General features: G+C 68.6%; 13 protein-coding genes. 7 read left to right on the plus strand and 6 right to left on the minus strand.

The features are described 5' to 3' along the window. Nucleotides 1-15: 15 nt before the first annotated feature. From phnE (FIF60_RS02385) to phnD, 4 genes are read right to left on the minus strand one after another with little or no spacing between them, the layout of a single operon-like run. Nucleotides 16-858, minus strand: coding sequence for a phosphonate ABC transporter, permease protein PhnE (gene phnE, locus FIF60_RS02385; protein ID WP_144183463.1), 843 nt, complete (start codon nucleotides 856-858; stop codon nucleotides 16-18). Further along, nucleotides 855-1,640, minus strand: a complete 786-nt coding sequence (gene phnE / locus FIF60_RS02390; protein ID WP_204251069.1) for a phosphonate ABC transporter, permease protein PhnE — start codon at nucleotides 1,638-1,640, stop codon at nucleotides 855-857. The genes phnE (FIF60_RS02385) and phnE (FIF60_RS02390) overlap by 4 nt, the downstream gene beginning before the upstream one ends. Continuing rightward, nucleotides 1,637-2,404: a phosphonate ABC transporter ATP-binding protein gene (phnC, locus tag FIF60_RS02395; protein ID WP_144183467.1), complete on the minus strand. Its 768-nt coding sequence runs from the start codon at nucleotides 2,402-2,404 to the stop codon at nucleotides 1,637-1,639. Before phnC ends, phnE (FIF60_RS02390) begins: the two co-directional genes overlap by 4 nt. Before the next feature lie 16 nt (nucleotides 2,405-2,420). Further along, complete coding sequence (phnD, locus tag FIF60_RS02400; RefSeq protein ID WP_239451463.1) at nucleotides 2,421-3,512, minus strand: phosphate/phosphite/phosphonate ABC transporter substrate-binding protein; 1,092 nt, start codon at nucleotides 3,510-3,512, stop codon at nucleotides 2,421-2,423. 268 nt (nucleotides 3,513-3,780) lie between these two features. Between phnD and FIF60_RS02405 the strand changes: the two genes are divergently transcribed. The 7 genes from FIF60_RS02405 to FIF60_RS02435 all read left to right on the plus strand — a co-directional run bounded on the left by FIF60_RS02405 (nucleotide 3,781) and on the right by FIF60_RS02435 (nucleotide 12,994). Beyond that, nucleotides 3,781-5,130, plus strand: a complete 1,350-nt coding sequence (locus FIF60_RS02405) for an ABC transporter substrate-binding protein (protein WP_144183470.1) — start codon at nucleotides 3,781-3,783, stop codon at nucleotides 5,128-5,130. Nucleotides 5,131-5,174: 44 nt separating this feature from the next. After that, nucleotides 5,175-6,893 (plus strand): ABC transporter permease, encoded by a 1,719-nt coding sequence (locus FIF60_RS02410; protein ID WP_144183472.1) that lies wholly within the window; start codon nucleotides 5,175-5,177, stop codon nucleotides 6,891-6,893. Continuing rightward, nucleotides 6,890-7,954: an ABC transporter ATP-binding protein gene (locus tag FIF60_RS02415; RefSeq protein WP_144183474.1), complete on the plus strand. Its 1,065-nt coding sequence runs from the start codon at nucleotides 6,890-6,892 to the stop codon at nucleotides 7,952-7,954. Before FIF60_RS02410 ends, FIF60_RS02415 begins: the two co-directional genes overlap by 4 nt. A gap of 17 nt (nucleotides 7,955-7,971) precedes the next feature. Beyond that, complete coding sequence (locus FIF60_RS02420) at nucleotides 7,972-8,997, plus strand: ABC transporter substrate-binding protein (protein WP_144183476.1); 1,026 nt, start codon at nucleotides 7,972-7,974, stop codon at nucleotides 8,995-8,997. Between the two features lie 10 nt (nucleotides 8,998-9,007). Next, the gene (locus FIF60_RS02425) at nucleotides 9,008-11,200 is read left to right on the plus strand and encodes an ABC transporter permease (RefSeq protein WP_144183478.1); all 2,193 of its coding nucleotides are present in this window, start codon (nucleotides 9,008-9,010) and stop codon (nucleotides 11,198-11,200) included. Continuing rightward, complete coding sequence (locus FIF60_RS02430) at nucleotides 11,197-12,267, plus strand: ABC transporter ATP-binding protein (RefSeq protein WP_144183480.1); 1,071 nt, start codon at nucleotides 11,197-11,199, stop codon at nucleotides 12,265-12,267. The genes FIF60_RS02425 and FIF60_RS02430 overlap by 4 nt, the downstream gene beginning before the upstream one ends. Before the next feature lie 130 nt (nucleotides 12,268-12,397). Further along, the gene (locus tag FIF60_RS02435; protein WP_158639029.1) at nucleotides 12,398-12,994 is read left to right on the plus strand and encodes a GNAT family N-acetyltransferase; all 597 of its coding nucleotides are present in this window, start codon (nucleotides 12,398-12,400) and stop codon (nucleotides 12,992-12,994) included. Nucleotides 12,995-13,007: 13 nt separating this feature from the next. Here FIF60_RS02435 and FIF60_RS21865 read toward each other — a convergent pair whose 3' ends face one another. Together FIF60_RS21865 and FIF60_RS02440 are read right to left on the minus strand one after the other, a co-directional pair. Beyond that, nucleotides 13,008-13,952 (minus strand): hypothetical protein, encoded by a 945-nt coding sequence (locus tag FIF60_RS21865; RefSeq protein WP_162616868.1) that lies wholly within the window; start codon nucleotides 13,950-13,952, stop codon nucleotides 13,008-13,010. A gap of 544 nt (nucleotides 13,953-14,496) precedes the next feature. Continuing rightward, nucleotides 14,497-16,671 carry a prolyl oligopeptidase family serine peptidase gene (locus tag FIF60_RS02440; protein WP_204251070.1) on the minus strand — a complete coding sequence of 725 codons (2,175 nt, stop codon included), beginning with the start codon at nucleotides 16,669-16,671 and terminating at the stop codon, nucleotides 14,497-14,499.

The following is a 16,671-nucleotide window of genomic DNA, read 5'->3' on the forward strand; positions in this document are numbered from 1 at the left end:
GCAGGGCGCCGCGGATCAGATCAGCCGAGCGCGGACGCGCGTGACGAAGATCTCGGCGACGATGACCACGGCGAAGATCGCGAGCAGGACGGTCGCGGCCTTGTCCCACTGGAAGAAGTTGAGCGCATCGTCGAGCACGACGCCGATGCCGCCGGCGCCGACGAGGCCGAGCACCGCGCTCTCCCGCACGTTGATGTCCCACCGGAACAGCGCGATGCCCCAGAACGCGGGCTGGACCTGGGGCCAATAGCCCTTGAGCACCACCGAGCCCCAGGGCGCGCCCGCCGCACGCAGCGCCTCGACAGGCCCGGAGGCGGTTTCGTCGAGCGCCTCGGCAAGAAGCTTTCCAACGAAGCCGATCGAGCGGAACGCCACCGCCATCACGCCTGCCGCGGCGCCCGGCCCAAACACGGCGACGAACACGAGCGCCCAGACCAGCGTGTTGACCGAACGCGACGCGACCAGCAGAAGCTGCGCGAACCCGTTCAGCACGGCGAACGGCGTGATCACGCGCGAGGCGAGAAGCGCCAGAGGCACCGCCATCCCAAAGCTCAGGATGGTTCCGAGCGTGGCGATGTGGATGGTTTCGATCAGCGCCGCGTGGACCGCGTCGGGATAGTAGCGGAGGTCGGGCGGCCACATGCGCACGAGCAGGTCGGCCATCTGCTCGGGCGCATCCCACAGGAACTCGGGGATGATCTCGATGCTCCTGACCGACCAGACGAGGGCGGCAACGATCGCGAGCCAGACGGTGTATCGGGCAAGCCTCTGGCGCGGCGAGAATCGCGTCCATTCGCGCATGAGTGGCGCGGTCGGTCCACGCAGCTCGCGGGCGATCGGTCCTGCGATGCCGGTCATCGCAAGGCGGCCCGCACGCGCGTCGCGACCAGCTCTGCGGCGAAGATGAGCGCGATGATGACGAGCAGGATGGCGGCGACGAAATCGTAGTCGAAACGCTTGAAGGCGGCGAACAGCGTGCCGCCGATGCCGCCCGCGCCGACGATGCCCACCATGGTCGAGTTCCTGAGGTTGGAATCGATCTGGTAGATGCAGAACCCGACGAAGCGGGAGGCCACCTGCGGCAGCACGCCATAGAGCAGGACGGCAGCGAACCCCGCGCCCGTCGCCCGGACGGCCTCGACCTGCTTGGGCGAGATCTCCTCGATCGCCTCCGCGAACAGCTTGGAGATGAACCCGATCGAGGCGACCACAAGTGCGCAGATGCCGGCCAGGACGCCGAAGCCGATCGCCTTGACGAACAGGATGGCAACGATCACGTAGTGCAACGACCGGCAGAACCCGATGAACGCCCGCGCGGGGGCCGAGACCCACCACGGCATCAGGTTGCGCGCGGCAAGCAGCGCGATGGGGAGCGACAGCACGATGCCGACGGCGGAGGAGATGAAGGCGATCTGCAGGCTTTCGAGCATGCCGTCGAGCAGCAGCTGCCAACGCGTGAAGTTCGGCGGCACCATGCGGCCGAGGAACGCCCCTGCCTCGCTGAAGCCGTGCCAGATCCGCTCGAGCCCGATATCGAGCTGCGAGGCCGCGTAGACGCTGTAGATCGCGAGGGCCGCGAGGGCAGCGCGCCCCTGCCAGTTCGGCGCGAACGCGCGGCGAGCAGCCTCGGCACCGCTCACAGCCACTCCTCTCCGCCGTAGATATCGACGAGATGGCTGTCCTCGAGCGCCTCCGGCGGGCCGTCGAACACGATCCTGCCCCCCGCCATGCCGACAATGCGGCGCGCGAAGCGCCTGGCGAGCGCGACGTTGTGGATGTTCACGATCACGGGGATGCCCGCCTCGGAACAGAGCGTGGCGATGAGCTCCATGATCTCGACCGACGTCTTCGGGTCGAGAGACGAGGTCGGCTCATCGGCAAGCAGCAGCTCCGGCTCCTGCATCAGCGCGCGGGCGATGCCGACGCGCTGCCGCTGCCCGCCGGACAGCGCATCGGCCCTGCGCGTCGCATGCTCGGGCAGCCCTACCGCGTCGAGCAGCGTGAAGGCGCGGGCAACATCCTCCGACGGATAGCGGCGCAGCCAGGCCCGCCACAGCGGCACGTAGCCGAGGCGGCCGGAGAGCACGTTCTCCATCACGGTCAGCCGCTCGACGAGATTGTACTCCTGGAACACCATGCCGATGCGGCGCCGCGCGAGCCGGAGCGACCGGCCGCGCAGCCGGGCGAGATCCTGGCCATGCAGCCTGATCTCGCCCGCCGATGGTTCCACGAGCCGGTTGATGCAGCGGATCAGCGTCGATTTCCCGGTGCCGGAGGGGCCGATCACCGCGGTGATTCCCTGCCCCTCCACCTCGAGGTCGATGCCGTGCAGAACCGGCTTTCCGGCGACGTACGCCTTGCTCAGCCCCCTGATCTCGAGGGCCGCGCCTGTGTGCCCAGTCATGCGGGCAATCGGCCGGTCACTGCGTCCGGCCCGGCTGCTGCTGTTGCTGCTGGCGCTGCTGCTGCTCGCGTGCCGCACGCCTCCGTGCCTCGGCCTCCGCCTCGCGCCGCGCCTCGACGTCGAACGCCGCGCGGGTGTAGGGCGCGTTCACCTTGTCGGCGACGAAGCGCACCGGCTCCCAGTCCTTGAGGTAGGTCGCGGGAACGAAACGGTCATTGCCGCCGAGGTCGCGCTTCATGTCTTCGGGGAACCGGAAATCGTAGAAGCACTGCTTGATCTTCTCGACGAGCTCCGGCCGCAGGTCATGCGCATGGGCGAAGGAGGAGGTGGGGAACGGCGCGCTTTCCCAGATGATGCGGAAATTGTCGCCGCGCACCTGGCCGCGCGCGACCATTCGGTTGTAGACGTCGGAGGCGACTGGCGCGGCATCGTAGTCGCCGCTGTTGACGCCCATCACCGAGCGGTCATGCCCGCCAGAGTAGATGACGCGATAGTCCTGATCCGGCACCAGGCCGAGATCCGGGAAATAGGCGCGGGGTGCGAGATTGCCCGAGTTCGAGGTGGCCGAGGTGTGAGCCACGCGCTTGCCCTTCAGGTCCGACATCTGGCGGATGTCGCTGTCGGCGCGCACGATGACCGCGAGCTTGTAACTCTCATAGCCATCCTCCTTGCCCTTCACCGCAAACGGAACCGCGCCCGCGAGATTGACGGCGAACGCGGTGGGGCCGGTCGAGAAGCCCGCGATATGCAGCCGCCCCGAGCGCATCGCCTCGACCTGCGCGGCATTCGACGTCACCGGGAAGTAGACGGCCCGCTTGCCTGTGCACTGCGTCAGATAGTCCATGAACGGCTTGAACTGGCTCGCGTAGAGCGCAGGGTCCTCGACAGGCGTGTAGGCGAAGACGAGCGCCGAGGGGTCACGGAACTGACGCTCCTCCTTCGGCGGATCGGCCACGAGATCGCGGTTGTCGTCGCAATAGGCGTCATCGAGTGCGCCACGGTTCGAGCACGCAGCGGCCTGCGCTGCCACCGGTGCGTGGCTTGCGACCGCAGCGACACCGAGCGCGATCAGCCCGGCTCCGCACATGGCAATGGAAAGTCTGGCCATGATGGTCCTCCCCCTTCTTGCTTGCCCCGGCAACCGAACCCGGCATGCCGCTCTGCAAACGCAGGGAGCGTCATCGCCGAGGCGTGTTACAGTTATATTGCGCTTTTATGACGCCGCGGCTACGAAAGCCAGAGGCGTCGCTCTCCCATCCCGAGGATGGCAGGTGTGTGCTCGCGCGGCCTCTCCACCGCAGCGGGCGGGGGCATTCCTGCCACGCGAGATCAGGTCGGCGAACGCTGCCAAAAGTTGCCTGCCAGGGAGGGAAACGATGATCAAGACCGCATTGCACGGACGACGGAGTGTGCTCGCAGGCGGTGCCGCCGCAGCGCTCGTCGGCGCTGGCCGCGCCACGGCGCAGGGGCTCGAGGAGCGGCTCGTCGTCGTCACCTCCTTCCCGCGTGACCTGACGACGCCTGTCGTACAGGCGTTCGAGAGGAAGCATCCGGGAACGAAGGTCGAGATCCAGAACCGCAACACGACCGCCGCGGTCGCCTTCATCCGCGAGACGCGCTCGAGCCCGCCGGACATGATGTGGGCATCGGCGCCGGATGCCTTCGAGGTGCTCAAGAAGGGCGAGCTCCTGCAGCGCTACCGCCCGCAGGCCACAGGCATCGCCGAGAAGATCGGCGCCTATCCGGTGAACGATCCGGATGGCTACTTCTTCGGCTTCGCGGCCTCGGGCTACGGCATCATGTACAACACGCGCTACGTGCGCGCGAACAACCTGCCGGTGCCGAAGGAGTGGGACGACCTCGCCAAGCCCGTGTATGCCGGACATGTCGGCATCTCCGCCCCCTCCCGCTCCGGCACCACGCACCTGACGGTCGAGACCATCCTGCAGGGCGAGGGCTGGGAGAAGGGCTGGGCGCTTCTGCTGGCGATGGCGGGCAACTTCGCCTCCGTTTCCGACCGGTCCTTCGGCGTTCCCGACGCGGTCAACAGCGGGCAGTACGGTCTCGGCATCGTCATCGACTTCTTCGGCCTCGCTGCGAAGGCATCGGGCTTCCCCGTCGAGTTCGTCTACCCCTCGGTCACGACGCTGGTGCCGGCCAATATCGGCATCGTCGCCGGCGCGAAGAACCCACGCGCCGCGGCGGCCTTCATCGAGTTCCTGCTCTCGCCAGAGGGGCAGGAGATCATGCTCGACCCGAAGATCATGCGCCTTCCGGTGCGCGCCGAAACCTATGCCAAGGCGCCGGCCGGCTTCCCCAACCCGTTCACCGACAGCTCGCTCGGCGCGCGGCTCACCTTCGATTCCGAGAAATCCGAGCAGCGCTACGAGCTCATCAACTCGTTGTTCGACCGGATGATCACCTTCCGCCTGAACGAGCTGCGCGAGGCGTGGAAGGCGATCCACGCCGCGGAGGCACAGCTTGCGCGGCGCGACAATGCCGAGGGCCGCAGGCTCGTCGCCGAGGCGCGCGCGAAGGCGAGCGCGGTGCCGGTCACGGAGGAGCAGTCGCTCGACCCGCAGCTCGCCGGCGCCTTCCAGCCCGTTCGGCCCGACCGTCCCGTTCCCGCCCGCCAGGCGCAGGTGGAGGAGCAGTGGGACGCGTTCGCGCGGGCGAACTACGCCGAGGCGCGGCGCCTCGCCGAGCAGGCAGCCCGGGCACGCTGACCGCGACCGCACCCGCGGGGGCCTGAGGAATGGCGGCGACGGCCATGGCAACGACCGGCCGGCTCGGAGGGCTGCGTTCGTTCGGCGCGAGCCCGGCGCAGGTCGTGCTTGCGCTTGCCGTCGCGGCGTTCCTCGTTGCGTTCCTGCTCGTGCCCGTGCTGCGCGTCGCCTGGGTCGCGTTCCAGGGGCCGAACGGGTTTACGCTCGTCCATTTCGGCGACTTCTTCGCGAGCACGCTGTTCCGGGAGTCGCTCTACAACTCGACCTATGTCGCGGCGATGACGGTGGTGCTTGCCACCATCATCGCTGTGCCGCTTGCCTATTTCATCGCGCGGTTCGACTTCCCTGGTGCCGGCATCATCCACACGCTCGGCGTCATCCCGCTCGTGATGCCGCCCTTCGTCGGCGCCATCGCGATGCAGCTCATCTACGGCCGAAACGGCACGGTGAACCTGCTGCTGAACGACGCGTTCGGCTTCCGCATCCCGTTCATGGAGGGGCTGAACGGGGTCATCTTCGTCGAGGGCATCCACTATTTCCCCTTCATCCTGCTGAACCTCTCCGCCGCACTGTCCAACATCGACAGTGCCATGGAGGAAAGCGCGCAAAATCTCGGCGCGCGCGGCTGGACGCTGTTCCGAACGATCGTGTTCCCCCTCGCCTTCCCCGGCTACATCGCCGGTGCCTCGCTCGTCTTCGTGAAAGTGTTCGACGACCTAGCCACGCCGCTTCTCCTCAACGTCACCGCAATGCTCGCCCCCCAGGCCTATCTGCGGATCACCTCGGTGGGGCTGGCTGACCCGGTGGGCTACGTCATCTCGGTCATCATGGTGGTCGTCTCGCTCGCGGCGATGGGCGGCGCGGCGCTGCTTCTGCGCGGGCGCGACTACGCCACCCAGCAGCGCGGCGGCGGCGGGCTGCAGCGGCGGCGGATGAGCAGCGGCGAGGCGGCCGTCGCCTGGGGCTTCATCGGGCTGACCCTGCTCATCGTGCTGTCGCCGCATGTCGGCATCCTGCTTCTCTCGCTCGGCACGGTCTGGTCGTTCAGCCCGCTGCCTGATGCCTTCACCCTGGCGCATTACGGCACCGTCTTGCGCGAGAGCACGCAGTATCTCGTCAACACGCTTCTCTATTGCGGCGGGGCGGGGCTGCTCGACGTCGTGCTCGGTGTCGCGATCGCCTATCTCGTCCAGCGCACCTCGCTCCCGGGCCGGCGGCTGCTCGACCAGGCGGCGACGGCCTCGCTCGCGGTGCCGGGGCTCGTGCTCGGCATCGGCATCCTGCGCACCTATTTCGAGGTGAGCATCCCGGGCATCGAGGGCTCGTTCGCAACATCGGGGCTGATGCTCACCATCGTCTATGCCGTCCGCCGCCTGCCCTATGCGCTGCGTGCATGCGACGCGGCGATGCGGCAGCTCCATGTCAGCATCGAGGAGGCGGCCGAGATGCTCGGCGCGGGCAAGATGCTGACGCTGACGCGCATCGTCGTGCCGCTCATGATCGGCGGCATCGCGGCCGGGTTCGTGACGTCCTTCGCCACTGCCGCGGTCGAGCTCTCCGCCACGCTTCTGCTCGTGACGCGGGACGTGAACGCGCCGCTCTCCTACGCGATTTACGTCTACATGCAGTCTCCGGCCGGCCGCGGCCCCGGCGCCGCGCTCGGCGTCATCGCCGTCGCCGTCGTTGCCGTCGGCACCTGGCTTTCCCACAGCTTGGCGGAGCGCGACCGTGCCCGCCGCTCGCGCGAGGTCATCGCCGCATGAATGCGCCCCCGAACGGCGTCGAGGTCGATGCCGTCAGTTTCGCCTACGGCGCGAACGTCATTCTCGACGATGTCAGCCTCGCCGTGCCGCGGGGCGAGTTCTTCGCCTTCCTCGGGCCCTCCGGCTCGGGCAAGACCACCCTTCTGCGGCTCATCGCGGGCTTCGGGCGGCCCGAGCGAGGTGCCATCCGCGTCGGCGGGCGTGACGTCACAGGCGCGCCGCCGTGGGACCGGAATGTCGGCATGGTGTTCCAGAACTACGCGCTCTGGCCGCACATGACGGTGGCGGAGAACGTCGCATTCGGCCTGCATCGCCGCCGTGTGCCGCGGGCAGAGGTCGCGCGCCGGGTCGAGCAGGCGCTCGACCTCGTCGGCCTCGAGGGATATGGCGGGCGCCGCCCTGCACAGCTCTCGGGCGGGCAGCAGCAGCGCGTGGCGCTGGCGCGAACGGTCGTCATCGAACCCGAGGTGCTCCTGCTCGACGAGCCGCTGTCGAACCTCGATGCGCAGCTTCGCGTCGAGATGCGCGGCGAACTGCGCGCGCTCCAGCGCAAGACAGGGCTGACGACCATCTTCGTGACGCACGACCAGGAGGAGGCGAACGCCATCTCCGACCGCATGGCCGTGCTCGATGGCGGCCGAATCCAGCAGATCGGCAGGCCTGTCGATCTCTACGATCGACCGGCCAACCGCTTCGTCGCCGGCTTCCTCGGCACGGCCAACCTCGTCGAGGGCGAGGTGGCGCGGCAGCAGGAGGGCCTGGTGTTCCGGAGCGCGGAGGGCATCGTGCTTCCTGCACCGGACGACGTCGCACCGGGCCGCGCGCTCGTCGCTCTTCGCCCCCAGGCGCTCAGCATCAGCGAGAACGGCCGAGCGCCGTCGATCGCGGGCGAGGTGCGGCGCACGGAGTTCCTCGGCGGCCATGTCCGCTACGCGATCGAGGCGCATGGCCTCACCTTCTATGTCGACGAGCCGCATCTGCGGGGGCGCGAGGCACTCGCCCCCGGCACGCGGGTGCAGCTCGCAGCCGATCCCGAACAGCTGACTTTCCTCAGACCGTGACGTAGGGAGACGTGACAATGACCACACGCCCACTCCTGGCCGCGCTGGTCGCGGCCGGTGTCGCAGCAAGCGGCGGGGCATCCGCGCAGGGCTCGCTGAACGTCTATTGCAGCGCGCAGGTGGAGTGGTGCCAGGCGGTCGCGAACGCGTTCCAGCGCGAGACCGGCGTGCGCGTGGCGATGACCCAGAAGGGCTCTGGCGAGGTGCTCGCGCAGATCCGCGCCGAGGCGCAGAACCCGCGCGGCGACATCTGGTTCGGCGGCACCGGCGACCCGCACCTGCAGGCGGCGGAGGACAACCTGTCGGCCGAGTACCGCTCGCCGAACATGGAGCAGCTTCACCCCTGGGCGCAGAAGCAGGCGGCAGACAGCCGCTACCGCACCGTCGGCATCTATGCCGGAGCGCTGGGCTTCGGCTTCAACACCGAGCTTCTCGCGCGCCGCAACATCACCGCGCCCGCGTGCTGGGCCGATCTGTTGAAACCGGAGTTCCGCAACGAGATCCAGATGGCGAACCCGAACAGCTCGGGCACCGCCTATGTGATGATCGCGACGATGGTGCAGCTGATGGGGGAGGAGGAGGCCTTCACCTACCTCAAGGCCCTCCACCGCAACATCAACGCCTATCCACGCAGCGGCACGGGGCCGATCAAGGCCGTCGCGCGCGGCGAAACGGCCGTCTCGATCAGCTTCGTGCATGACGCGGTAACCGAGCGCGTGGCCGGCTTCCCGGTCGGAAATGCGACGCCATGCGAAGGCACGGGCTACGAGATCGGCTCGATGAGCATCATCCGCGGCTCGCGCAACGAGCGGAACGCGCGGCGCTTCTATGACTGGGCGCTGACGCCGGACGCGCAGAAGCTCGGTGCGGACACGAAGCAGTTCCAGATCCCCTCCAACCGCAACGCTCCCATTCCCGAAGGCGCGCCGCGCTTCGAGAACATCAAGCTGATCGAGTACGACTTCGCCCGCTACGGCCAGAGCGCGGAGCGCCGCCGCCTGATCGAGCGGTGGGACCGCGAGGTGAACAGCCTGCCGCGCTGAGCCCGGCGCCATGCGGCGCGCCGCGCTGTGGCTCGCGGCCCTGGCTCTCGCCGGGGTCGTGCTGCCGCCCTGGTACCTGGTCCAGGACAGGCTCGCCGACATCGACTGGTCGGGCGGATGGCTCACCGAGCCCGACCACGCACCGGCGGTGAGCCAGGCGCTTCTGTTCGGGCGCTGGTGGCTCTGGCCGGTGCTGGCGACGGCTGCCGCTGCCGCGGCGTCGCTTCTGCTGCCTGCCAGGCGCTCCCTCGCACGCGCGCTTGCCGCGTGCGGCACGCTCGGACTGCTCGCGCTGATCATCCAGGGCTACGCGATCGGTCTCGGGGGGTGGCGCTTCGCGGTGCTCGAGGCCGTGTTCGGGCCGCTGGGCGATCGGCAGTTCGGCATCGGCACCGGCGCGACGCTCGCCGCTCTCGCCTTCCTCTGGATGGCAACGACGGGCCTTGCCGGACTCGGTTTTTTCAGGGGTGACCCGTTCACCGCAGGCGCCGTCGGCACCGTCGCGCTCGCTGTCATCCTCTTCACCTTCCTTCCGATCGCGAGCCTGCTTTCGGATGCGTTCCGCACGAGCGAGGGGACCTACACACTCGGCGCGCTGTTCGGCCGCCTCGGCGATGACCGGACCTGGGGGCTCGCCTGCCTCGCCGGCGCGCCGCGCTGCGGCGTGGCCTGGAACACGCTGATGCTTGCGCTGATGACGGCAGGCGGCACGACCGCGCTCGGCCTCGCCTTCGCCCTTCTCGTCACGCGCGGCGGCATACGCTTTCCCCGCGCGCTGCGTACGCTGACGATCCTGCCGATCATCACGCCGAGCTTCGTGATCGGGCTCGGCCTGATCCTGATCTTCGGCCGGTCGGGCATCGTCAACCAGCTTCTCTACGGCGCCTTCGGCATCGAGGGCGGGCGGTGGATCTATGGGCTGCAGGGCGTGTGGCTCGCGCAGATGTTCGCCTTCACGCCAACCGTGTTCCTCGTCCTCATCGGCGTCGTCGAAGGCGTGAGCCCGACGATGGAGGAAGCGGCGCAGACGCTTCGCGCCAATCGCTGGCACACCTTCGCGACCGTCTCGCTGCCGCTGATGCGGCCGGGCATCGCGAACGCGTTCCTCGTCGCCTTCGTCGAGAGCATCGCCGATTTCGGCAACCCCATCGTGCTCGGCGGTAATTTCGGCGTGCTCTCGACCGAGATCTTCTTCGCCGTCGTGGGCGCGCAGGCCGATGCTGGCCGGGCGGCGACGCTCGCGCTCGTGCTCCTGGTCTTCGCACTGGGCGCGTTCTGGGCGCAGGCTCGCATCACCGGCAGCCGGAGCTACGTCTCGATCGCAGGCAAGGGCGATGGCGGCGTGCACCCGCCCCTTCCCGCCTGGGTGCGCCGGCTCTGCCTCGGCGTCGCCCTACCCTGGGCGGGGTTGACCATCCTGCTCTACGCGATGGCGCTGACGGGCGGCTTCGTCGAGACCTGGGGGCGCGACTACACGCCGACGCTGCGCCACCTCGTGCGCGCGTTCGACCTCGAATGGTCGGCGCGTGGGCTCATCTGGTCCGGCGTCGCGTGGAACAGCGTCTGGACGACGGTGAAGCTCGCCGCCGTCGCGGCCCCCCTCACCGCGGCGCTTGGCATCATCGCGGCGTGGCTGTTCACGCGCCAGAGCTTCGTCGGTCGCCGCGCGCTCGAGTTCGCGACGATGCTGTCCTTCGCCGTTCCCGGAACGGTCATCGGCGTGGCCTACATCTACGCCTTCAACGTGCCGCCGCTGGAGCTCACCGGCACGGGCATCATCATCGTTCTCTGCTTCATGTTCCGAAACCTCTCCGTCGGCCTACGCTCCGGCATGGCCGCGATGAGCCAGATCGACCGCAGCCTTGACGAGGCCTCCTTCACCCTCGGCGGCGGCGGACTCGATGCGCTCAGGCGCGTGATCCTGCCGCTTCTCCGGCCCGCCATCATCGCCGCGCTCGCCTATTCCTTCGTCCGCGCGGTGACGACGGTGAGTGCGGTGATCTTCCTCGTCTCCGCCGAGTACGAGCTCGCGACCGTCTTCATCATCAACCGCGTGATCAACGGCGACTATGGTGTCGCGATCACCACTTCCACGGCGCTGATCGTGACGATGGGCGCCGTGCTTGCCCTCATCCAGGTGGTGGTTGGCTCCCGCAGGATACGACGCCGCGCCCCCGCCCTCGCTGCCGGAGCCCGCGCATGACGGAGGCCCGCAAGGCTCTCGATGTCCGTTTCGAGAACGTCACAAAGCGCTACGGCGAGGCTGTCGCGGTGCGCGACGTCTCGTTCTCCGTCGCACCCGGCACGCTCGTGACCCTTCTCGGCCCATCCGGCTGCGGCAAGACAACGACGCTGAGGATGATCGCCGGCCTCGAGCAGCCGAGCGAGGGGAGGGTCCTGATCGGCGGCCGCGACGTAACGGGCATGCCGCCTGCCGAGCGCGACGTGTCGATGGTGTTCCAGTCCTACGCGCTCTTCCCGCACATGACGGTGCTCGAGAACGTGCGCTATGGCCTCGTCGTCTCCGGCCGGCGCAAGCGCGACGCCAATGAGGCCGCGCTCGCCGCGCTCGCCCAGGTCGGCCTCGAAGGCTTCGGCAACAGGCTGCCGAGCGAGCTCTCGGGCGGGCAGCAGCAGCGCGTCGCCGTTGCGCGGGCGCTCGTGCTGCAGCCAGGCGTGATGCTGTTCGACGAGCCGCTCTCCAACCTCGATGCACGGCTTCGGCGGCACATGCGCGAGGAGATCCGCGCGCTGCAGCAGCGCCTCGGCCTCACGGTCGTCTACGTCACGCATGACCAGAGCGAGGCGCTCGCGATCAGCGACGAGATCATCGTGATGAACAATGCGGTGATCGCCCAGCAGGGCGGGCCGCGCGACCTCTATGAGCGCCCCGCGAGCGCCTTCGTTGCCGGGTTCATCGGCGAGTCGAACCGCCTTGCCGCACGGCTCGAGCAGCGCGGGCCGGAAGAGGGCACGGTGGTGCTCGGCTCCGCGCGCGTCGTGCTGCCGCATCACGGTGCGGCCGAAGGCGCGATCACGCTGGCCGTACGGCCGGAAGCGGTCCGCCTCGTTCCAGTCGCCGACCCTGCCGCGGCACTCGCCGGCACCGTGACGGCGGCGGCCTATCTCGGCGCGACGATGGAATACCTGGTCGATAGCGAGGCGGGCGAGGTGTTCATCGTCTGCCCCGAGACCGGTTCTCCGCGGAAGGTGGGGGACCAGGTCGCCCTCGCCGTGAGGCCGCAGGGGCTGTGCGTGCTCGCCGCCTGAGACCCGGTGGCCCCCGCCGCGAGGCCTCGTCGTTTCACACAGGCGTCAACACCACCGCTTGGCCATGCTGCGGCATCATCCAGGTTCCGCACACCACCATGCGCCGCGAGCCCGGGAGCGACAGGAGAGAATGAGCGGACCAATCACCCTGCGTGGCGCGACACCTGAAGATGCCCTCGCGCTTGCGGAGCTGATCACCATTGCCGGTGCCGGCATTCCGGAATGGCTCTGGTTGGGCATGGCGGAACCGGGGGAATCCGTCCTCGATGTCGGCGCCCGCCGGGCACGGCGCGATGTCGGCGGCTTCTCGTGGACCAACGCCATCGTCGCAGAGGAAAGCGGCCGCACGATCGGCATGATCCTCGGCTACCGGCTCAAGGAGGACGATACCGACCTCGCGACAATAGGACCCGTTCTGCGTCCCTTCCTGGAACTGGAGCGGGTCGTTCCGGGAAGCTGGTACATCAACGCCTTCGCTCTCTACGAGGCGTGGCGGTGCCGGGGCATCGGCGCGCGGCTACTCTCCGCGGCGGAACGGAGGGCGCGCAAGGCAGGTTGCTCGGGCATGAGCGTGCAAACCTTCTCCGCCACGCCGCGTGCGGAGGCTTTCTACCTCCGGCACGGTTTCCACCGCATCGACGCTCGCCCCCTGCCGGATCCCTCCCCTTGCAAGTACCGCGGCGACACCGTGCTTCTGGTGCGCGACCTCCCGTCGGGCGAAGGCTGAGTGCGCGACGCCCTCACCCAATCGCGGTCCGCACCCGGCGAACCATGGCAAGGCCGAACAGCGCAACGGCGAACACGGCAAGGCCGCCTGGAGCCGGCACCGCCGTGCCGCCGCCGCGCCCGAGGAACTCGATGGTCACGGAGCCAGCCCCGAACGTGTCGACCAGCGAGAGCGACTGGCTGCCCGGGATGTAGCCGCCGAAAAGGCTATTGACATAGGAGCCACCGCCACCGCCCGGCCCGCCGCCGAGTTGAGAGCTGCCACCACCGCCGCCACCACTGAAGCCACCGCCGCCGCCGCCCGACCCGAAGCCGCCGCCGCCGGCGCCGCCGCCATAACCGCCGTTGCCGCCACTCGTTCCGCTGCTGCCGCCCGCCGCGGTCCCTGTCGCCGCGCCGCCGCCCCAATTATTGCCACCTACCCCGATGCCAGCGCCAAGAAAGCCGCCACCCCCGCCGCCGAAGGCGCCGCTCTCGCCCGAGGTTCCGCCGAAGCCCGCGGTGCCGCCCGCGCCACCGGCGTTCCCGCCGGCGGTGCCGTTCAGCGTCAGCGACGCATTGAGGCCTGTCTGGGAGATCACCGTGGAACTCCCATTGGCCCCGCCGCCACCACCTGCCACGACCAGCGGAGTCGCCGGGCTGCCCAGCAGGAACACGAAGCTGCCTCCACCACCGCCACCGCCGCCAAAGCCAAGGCCACCGTTCCGCCCGACGATGATGTTCAGCGTCTCAGTGCCGTTGAACGTGAAGATGCCCTCGGCGAGGGCGCCGAACCCGCCGTCCTTTACGTTGGTGGGGCCGCCCGACGCACCGGCGGCGGTAATCCGGTAATCGCCGGGGTCCAGCAACGCGTAGATTTGAAGCGAGCCGGTGTAGCTGAAGATGATCGGCGCGGCGAGCGCCGGCGCCGTGGCTGTGACGAAACCGGCAATCACCGCGGCGAACGTGCAGACGCGCATCTGGAACTCTCCCCCCATGGTCGGACAATCACATCGGGACCGTTGCAAGTGTGCAAGGCGGAATCGGCTGCAACCGAGCTCAACCCGCCACTTTGCATACGACCGTCCGTTGAAAGCCGCCGGCTGCCGGGCGGTGACTGCCCGCCCGGGCGCTTCTGGGCGCGTAGGGGAAGATGGCATGAGCGTGCACGCAGCCAGCGCGTGGTCGCGCTCGCACGTTCTGCCGCGCACGATACAAGGGGAGAGAGATTGGTGGACCCGATACGATTCGAACGTACGACCTCTGCCTTCGGAGCGCTACCGGAACGATTTCGCCAGGCTTTCTCTTTCTACGCTGCGACCCTCTAAGACCTCGAGTTGTCCGAGACCGCTCCGTGACCCAGCGCGCGGCGCGACGGGCGCGCTGGCCGCTGTCGCCGCAGTCCCGGCGATCATTGTCCTGCGCGTGATCATCGTGCGGCCTCGGTGCGCCAAGCCGATGCGTGAGCGATATGGGTCATGAGCAGTCTCCTTGCTTGAACACGATCGGCGTCGATCACCATGGTCAGGCCAGCCCCGTCCATCGTGCGGCGAAGGCCCACATGTCGGTGATCTCCCCGATCAACTGAGGGATCGGCTTGCCGGTGCCGTGGCCGGCGCGCGTATCGATGCGCAGCAGACGAGGACGGTCGCCGAGATCGGCGGCCTGCAAGGCGGCGACGTATTTGAAGCTGTGGGCGGGCACGACGCGGTCATCGGCGTCGGCGGTCGTGACGAGGATCGCGGGGTAGGCCGCGCCGGAACGGATGGTGTGGTAAGGCGAGTAGCCCAGCAGGTTACGGAAGTCCGCTTCATCGGCAGGATCGCCAAACTCACTGACCCACAGTCGACCGCCGGTGAACCGGTCGAAGCGCAGCATATCCATCACGCCGACGCCGGGCAGCGCGACGGCGAAGAGGTCGGGCCGCTGGTTGACCGTGGCACCGACGATCAATCCGCCATTGGACGAGCCCTGGATCGCGAGACCATCCGGCGGGGCGATGCCTTCGGCCTTCAGGTATTCGCCCGCGGCGATGACATCGTCGAAGCTGTTCTGCTTGGCGAGCAGACGGCCGGCATCGTGCCACGCCTTGCCGTATTCCCCGCCGCCGCGGATGTTGGCGACCGCGACGACACCACCCCGCTCGACCCATGCCAGGAGCGCAGGCGAGTACATCGGGACGACGCTGATCCCATATCCGCCGTAGACATGCAGCATGGTCGGCGCCGGGCCGGCGATGTCGGCACGGCGGACGAGGAACATCGGCACCCGTGTGCCGTCCTTCGAGGCGTAGAAGCGCTGCTCCACGACGATGCGCGGGTCGATCGTCACGTCAGCCTTCGCCCACGTCGTGCTGGCCTTGGCGGAAACGTCGTAGCGGTGGATCGTGGTCGGTGAATTGAAGCTGGTGAAGGTGAAGAACGCCTCGTTGTCGGAGAGGCGGCCGCGGAACCCGCCGGCGGTTCCGATGCCGGGCAGCGCCACCGCACCGTCGGGTGTGCCGTCGAGCCGATACCGTCTCACTTCGGTTTGCGCGTCGACCAGGTAGGAGACGATGAGCCTGCCGCCGAGAAGGACCGCATCGCTCAGCGTGGCGTCCTGCTCGGGGACGAGCTCCACGAATTCTGGATCGGCGGCAGCCAGATCAAAAGTGACGATCCTGCTGCGCGCAGCACCTTGCTGCGTGGCCAGGATGACACTCGTGCCGATGCACCCGATCACGGCCCAGAAGTGATCGAAGTTCGACACGAGCGTGCGCGACGGCCAGCCGGGGCGCGTGAGATCGACGATCGTAGGTGTGCTTCCGCCCGACCCGGGGGACGAGAAGATCGCGGCGTGGCGGCCATCGTCGGTCACTGTCGTGATGATGTGCACGAGATGCGGCTGGTCGGGCGTCGCATGGAGGACGCGGTCGTGGGCCTGCGCCGTTCCGAGCGCATGGAAATGCACAGCATGGCCACCCACCGGCGCCGCCGACGGCGTGTTGTCGGCGGGCGCAGGAAAGCCCGAATAGAAGAATCCGGAGCCGTCCTTGGCCCAGGCGATGGTCGTGAACCGCGCCCAGCGAATCTCGTCCTCAAGAAATACGCCGCTCGCGACGTCGAGGATGCGGATCGTCCGCCAGTCGCTGCCGGACTCCTGCACCCCAAAAGCGACGAGCCTGCCGTCCTCGGAGGGTGACCATTCCGCGAGTGCGGTCGTGCCGTCGCTCGACCACGCATTCGGGTCGATCAGCACACGATCAGGCCCGTCCACTCCCTCACGCATGATGAGCACGGCTTGGTTGTGGAGCCCGCCGTTGCGCGTGAAGAAGTAGCGGCCGCCCCGCTGCAGCGGCGCGGTGAGCCGCTCGTGATCGAACAGCGTGGTCAGCCGCGCGTGGAACGCATCGCGCATAGGCAACGTTGCGAGATAGGCACGGGTGGTGCGGTCCTGCGCGGCCATCCAGGCGGCGACCTCGCGATCACTGCGCGCGTCGTTCTCGAGCCAGCGGTAGGGGTCGGCGATCCGGTAGCCGAAACGCTCGTCCACGACATCGCTGCGCCGCGTTTCCGGGTAGCTGATCGCCGGCATGGCGGCCTCCGTTGCCTGGCCTTGGGCCAGACGGATGGGAAACAGACGTGACAGCGCGGTGACGAGAGCGGTGCCGAGCATGCCGGCGAGCAAGGCACGGCGGCGCGATGCGGGCAGGTCTCGCAT

This window comes from Elioraea rosea (assembly GCF_007644105.1).
GTDB lineage: Bacteria > Pseudomonadota > Alphaproteobacteria > Acetobacterales > Acetobacteraceae > Elioraea_A > Elioraea_A rosea.

What these genes read in the sequence shown, in the direction of transcription:
- phnE (WP_144183463.1), bottom strand. Translation starts at nt 858, where the DNA reads ATGACCGGCATCGCAGGACCGATCGCCCGCGAGCTGCGTGGACCGACC.
- phnC (WP_144183467.1), bottom strand. Translation starts at nt 2,404, where the DNA reads ATGACTGGGCACACAGGCGCGGCCCTCGAGATCAGGGGGCTGAGCAAG.
- phnD (WP_239451463.1), bottom strand. Translation starts at nt 3,512, where the DNA reads ATGGCCAGACTTTCCATTGCCATGTGCGGAGCCGGGCTGATCGCGCTC.
- FIF60_RS02405 (WP_144183470.1), top strand. Translation starts at nt 3,781, where the DNA reads ATGATCAAGACCGCATTGCACGGACGACGGAGTGTGCTCGCAGGCGGT.
- FIF60_RS02410 (WP_144183472.1), top strand. Translation starts at nt 5,175, where the DNA reads ATGGCAACGACCGGCCGGCTCGGAGGGCTGCGTTCGTTCGGCGCGAGC.
- FIF60_RS02415 (WP_144183474.1), top strand. Translation starts at nt 6,890, where the DNA reads ATGAATGCGCCCCCGAACGGCGTCGAGGTCGATGCCGTCAGTTTCGCC.
- FIF60_RS02420 (WP_144183476.1), top strand. Translation starts at nt 7,972, where the DNA reads ATGACCACACGCCCACTCCTGGCCGCGCTGGTCGCGGCCGGTGTCGCA.
- FIF60_RS02425 (WP_144183478.1), top strand. Translation starts at nt 9,008, where the DNA reads ATGCGGCGCGCCGCGCTGTGGCTCGCGGCCCTGGCTCTCGCCGGGGTC.
- FIF60_RS02430 (WP_144183480.1), top strand. Translation starts at nt 11,197, where the DNA reads ATGACGGAGGCCCGCAAGGCTCTCGATGTCCGTTTCGAGAACGTCACA.
- FIF60_RS02435 (WP_158639029.1), top strand. Translation starts at nt 12,398, where the DNA reads ATGAGCGGACCAATCACCCTGCGTGGCGCGACACCTGAAGATGCCCTC.
- FIF60_RS21865 (WP_162616868.1), bottom strand. Translation starts at nt 13,952, where the DNA reads ATGCGCGTCTGCACGTTCGCCGCGGTGATTGCCGGTTTCGTCACAGCC.
- FIF60_RS02440 (WP_204251070.1), bottom strand. Translation starts at nt 16,671, where the DNA reads ATGCGAGACCTGCCCGCATCGCGCCGCCGTGCCTTGCTCGCCGGCATG.